The organism is Mesorhizobium sp. M2A.F.Ca.ET.037.01.1.1 (assembly GCF_003998075.1).
GTDB lineage: Bacteria > Pseudomonadota > Alphaproteobacteria > Rhizobiales > Rhizobiaceae > Mesorhizobium.
The window spans coordinates 1-3,868 of sequence record NZ_RZSA01000668.1 but is presented as its reverse complement, the minus strand read 5'-3'; the positions used below and the strand labels follow the sequence as shown (position 1 = coordinate 3,868).

Annotated in this window: 3 protein-coding genes and 1 pseudogene; 2 read left to right on the top strand and 2 right to left on the bottom strand. The window is 60.5% G+C overall.

Translation table 11 applies throughout. The features are described 5' to 3' along the window. Positions 1-196 (top strand): annotated as a pseudogene (locus EOA27_RS41615) (xanthine dehydrogenase family protein subunit M); the annotation flags it as partial. Next, entirely contained in the window at positions 193-2,403 is a 2,211-nt protein-coding gene (locus EOA27_RS26560; protein WP_126082617.1) for a xanthine dehydrogenase family protein molybdopterin-binding subunit, read from the top strand. The pseudogene EOA27_RS41615 and the gene EOA27_RS26560, both read left to right, overlap by 4 nt. A gap of 140 nt (positions 2,404-2,543) precedes the next feature. Here EOA27_RS26560 and EOA27_RS26555 read toward each other — a convergent pair whose 3' ends face one another. Both EOA27_RS26555 and EOA27_RS26550 read right to left on the bottom strand, forming a co-directional pair. Beyond that, a complete protein-coding gene (locus EOA27_RS26555; RefSeq protein WP_127257651.1) occupies positions 2,544-3,305 on the bottom strand; it encodes an adenylate/guanylate cyclase domain-containing protein in 762 nt (253 codons plus the stop codon). Between the two features lie 15 nt (positions 3,306-3,320). Next, positions 3,321-3,868, bottom strand: a 548-nt coding sequence (locus EOA27_RS26550) for an alpha/beta hydrolase (protein ID WP_210214172.1), incomplete at its 5' end; no start/stop codon positions are given.

The window sequence follows — 3,868 nt, the reverse complement described above, 5'->3', positions numbered from 1 at the left end:
GGTCGGCACCATGCCTTGGCGGATGCGCGGATGCGAGACCGCGCTCACCGGGCGGCCGGTGGACCGCGATGTCTTCGAGGAAGCGACGTCCCTTTCGACGCTGGGCGCGAAGGCGCTTCACCACAATCACGTAAAAATCGCACTTTTGCCGCGAACCATTGTCCGAGCGCTTGAAATAGCGGGAGAACTCGCATGACCATTGCCTCTATAGGGAAACCTTTCACGCGCGTGGATGGACGGGCAAAGGTCACTGGAGCAGCTCGCTACGCGGCAGACTTCAATCAGCCGGATCAGCTATATGCCGTCATAGTTAGCGCAAGCGTTGGTCTTGGTCGCATCACAGACATCATGGCGGCCGAGGTGGAAAGCATGCCGGGCGTCAAGGCGGTGATCACTCACCGCAATTCGCCTCAGCTTCCGTATCTGCCGCACAAGGCTGTCATCGATCCGGCGGCGGGCGAGCGGTTGCATGTGCTGCAGGACGAGATAGTGCGCTTCTATGGCCAGCCGGTAGCCGTCGTCGTCGCCGACACGCTTGATGACGCGGAACACGCTGCTGCAGCACTACGCATTCAATATGATTCCAGCCGGCCCTTGGTCGATCCCACGGATCAGCTGGCCGAAAGGATCGCTCCGAGTGCGGGCCGCGCGGACAGATCGCGCGGCGACGCCGACCGCGCGCTCACGGAAGCAGCCTACAAGATCGATGCCGTCTATGAGATTGCACGAGAGAACCATAACCCCATGGAGCCGCACGCGACTATCGCGGCATGGGAGGGCGAGCGGCTCATCCTCTGGAGCAAGACGCAATACATCGCCAATGAGCGGGCGGAGATTGCTGCCGTCTTCGGGCTGCCGGTAGAGAGCGTTCAGGTGAACTGTCCCTTTATTGGAGGTGCCTTCGGCACCAGTTTGCGGACATGGCCACATGTGACGCTCACCGCACTTGCGGCTCGGCATGTCCGACGCCCTGTGAAGCTGGTGCTTACGCGCAAGCAAATGTTTTTCACCACCGGGCATCGGCCGCGCACGCAACAGAGGGTTGCGGTGGGAGCGAACTCGGAGGGTAAGCTTGCAGGTATCCTTCACGAGGGTGTCGGTGAAACGAGCCGGTACGAGCAGTTCGAAGAGGCGCTGACAGCGGTCACCGAATACATGTATTCGTGTCCCAACTTGCGTACTCAGTACCGGCTGTCACCGCTTGATACGGGCACGCCTAACCACATGCGCGGCCCAGGAGAGGCGAGCGGCATCTTCGCTCTCGAAAGCGCCATGGACGAGCTCTCCTACGCGATGAGCATTGACCCCATAAAGCTTCGGCTGCGTAACGAGCCGTCCATTGACGAAGCCGAGGGCAAGCCTTTTTCCAGTCGCTCGTTGACGCAATGCTACCAGGTGGCGGCTCAACATTTCGGCTGGTCACGCCGAAATCCGGAGCCGCGATCGATGCGGGACGGTCGTCTTCTAATCGGAATGGGGGCAGCGTCGGCAACATACCCCGCGTTCCAGGCGCCGGCTAATGCCCTCGTCCGGCTGATGGCCGACGGTTCAGTGGAAGTCGAGGCCGCTGCCAGCGACATGGGGCCAGGCACCTACACGTCGATGACGCAGGTGGCTGCGGAATTCTTAGGTCTGCCCACGGACAGAATTCGGTTCCGACTGGGTCGGTCCGATTATCCCGAAACGCCTCCTCATGGTGGCTCCTGGACCATGGCCTCGGTGGGCTCGGCGATACGGGAGGCGTGCTTCGAGGCACAAGCGCAAGCTGCTGCACGAGCAACACAGCCCGGCTCGAAGCTTCACGGATTGCTAGCGCCGGATCTGGAGTGGGCCAACGGACGGCTACAGCGTCGGGGTGATCCTTCCCAGGGCCTATCCTACCAAGACATTGTCAACGGTTCAGGGTCCCCGATTGAGGCGAGAGGTTCTGCCCAGCGGGCGCAGGAATTGGCCGAGAAATACTCGATGCATTCGTTCGGCGCAGTCCTGGCGGAGGTCGCAATCGATCCGGACGTGGGAACGATCCGCATGCGCCGTCTCGTGGGTGCATACGGTATCGGCCGCGTCGTCAACCCGCTGCTCGCCAGGAGTCAGTGCACCGGCGGTATGATAGGAGGTATCGGCATGGCTCTAATGGAGCGCACCGTCCTGGATGCCCGCGACGGCCGGCCGGTTAACGCGCATATGGCCGATTACCTCATGCCAGTGAACCTCGACGTTCACCAACTCGAGGCGCATTTTGTTGAAGAAGTCGATCCCCATGTAAACCCGTTGGGAGTGAAGGGCCTTGGTGAAATCGCCCTAGTCGGAACCGCTCCAGCCATAGCCAACGCAGTTTTCCACGCCACGGGAAAACGAGTGCGCAAGCTGCCGATTTATATCGAGGATGTGCTTGGGAGTTGAGAGATCGGGGACCCGAGGCGCGTCCGCTATTGGCGCGGTGAAGTTTACCAAAACGTCCGCGTTGAGGCGCGTTGCCGACGGGCAGCATGGGGGCCGAAGGGGGAGCTGCCTGCTCGTTGCCGTTACGAGCATGGAACAGCTTAGACCAACCGGGTATCGCCAGGAAGCTGCCCCTCTTCCAACATCGCCAGGAATAAGCGGTGTTTGTCAGGCACACCTTTGAGCACGTGCTCTCCGTGATCTGCGAAACGTAGGCCTGAGCCCGCGACCAAGTCCCTCACGGTCTGAGAGGTCAAAACCGTTCCCCCCTCCGCTGAACTCATGATCCTGGCTCCTGTGTGGATAGCGAGGCCTGTTACGTTGGTCCCCACAATTGCACATTCCCCGACGTGGACACCCGCTCGAATGTCGATCTCAAGCTGCTTCACCGAGGCGGCAATGGTGAGGGCACACCGTACCGCGCGCGCTGGCCCGTCGAACAGTGCCAAGAAACCATCACCGGCAACCGAAAACTCCTCGCCGCGGTAGCGTGCGATTTCCTTGCGTACGACGTTGTAATAGGAGGTTAGCGTATTGCTCCATGCTTGATCCCCGTCCCTCGCTAGATGGTCCGTTGATGACACGATGTCGAGGAACAGTATCGCGGCTAGCTTTCGGTCAGGCGTAACCTCCGGCGTCACACCGGTCAAAAACGACTGAATGTCGGCCAGGATCGTATCCATGTCCCTGGCGACAAAGGTGTGTATGTCCCCGGGATACTCCCTCATTTCTGCTTGAGGTATGCGCCGCGCCATGTCGCGCGCGGCTTCAGCCGATGCAACCGGATCGTGGGAACGGATCATGACTAGCGTTGGCACTGAGATCGCAGGAAGGATATTCCGGATATCGATGTCCCGATTCATCGCTTCGTAGGCCGCCTATGCGGACGGGCTCGCCGCGGCCCTCATAACACGCGCTTGGGCATCGACCACCGTTTGATCGACACTACGCCCGAGCCCGACCCCTGCTCCACGGATGTACTCGTCTGAGGGGCCGTTCTCAGCCACATCCTTGATGAGCTGATCATACGCCTCGGACGACAAACCCCATGGGTGGTCTTCCGAAGCGCACCAACGAGCTTGCGTGCCCCAGACGATTAGCGATCTCACGCGGTCCGGGTTCAAGGCAGCAAACAAACTTGTCATCGAGCCCCCCTCGGAAACACCGAAAAGACTGGCACGCTCAACCTTCTCGGCATCCATCACCGCCCGGATGTCGTCGGTCCGTTCCTCAAGAGTCGCCATTCGGATCGGGCGATCAGACAGCCCGGTTCCACGCTTGTCGAACTTGATGACCCGGCAGAACGCCCCAAGCTTCTCGAAAAACAGAGCGCGCAGTGGCATTTCCCATTCCAGATCGAGGTGGGATGCCGTTCCCGGTGCCCAAACAAGGTCTATTGGACCACTCCCCCAGACCTGATAGGCGA

Excerpts from the sequence above, each read along its gene's own strand:
- EOA27_RS26555 (WP_127257651.1), bottom strand. The coding sequence starts at position 3,305 with ATGAATCGGGACATCGATATCCGGAATATCCTTCCTGCGATCTCAGTG.
- EOA27_RS26560 (WP_126082617.1), top strand. The coding sequence starts at position 193 with ATGACCATTGCCTCTATAGGGAAACCTTTCACGCGCGTGGATGGACGG.